General features: G+C 42.0%; 1 pseudogene. It reads right to left on the reverse strand.

Annotated elements, in window-relative coordinates:
- Positions 1 to 196: pseudogene (locus tag HMPREF2574_RS08700) on the reverse strand (lysin); the annotation flags it as partial.
- Positions 197 to 357: the final 161 nt, after the last annotated feature.

Consider the following 357-nt stretch of genomic DNA (forward strand, 5'->3'; position numbering starts at 1 on the left):
TAGGGAGGGCTTGTTGTAAGCTCTCTGTGTTGTTATTAAGACTCAATCCTAATGCCTGACTAACGGCCGAGCTACAATCATACTCAATACGTCCGTCTCCGTCTGCATCATTCCCGTAACGGTCGCCCATGTCATAGTGCACGGGAATTGCTTGCAATCTACGCATTTCTGCAATACTTGACTCAATTCTACTCATGCTTATTCTCCTTCTGATTTTGCGCCGGCTTGTTCGTTTTGCGCGTTTTGATATTTATTGCTAGAGATACCTAACACAGTACCCGTAAATGTTGTAACTGCTGCAATAATACCATTGACAAGAGTTATGTCGATTTTGTATAAAGCTCCAATAGTTGTTAT

Source organism: Streptococcus sp. HMSC034E12 (assembly GCF_001835915.1).
Taxonomy (GTDB): Bacteria; Bacillota; Bacilli; order Lactobacillales; family Streptococcaceae; genus Streptococcus; species Streptococcus vaginalis.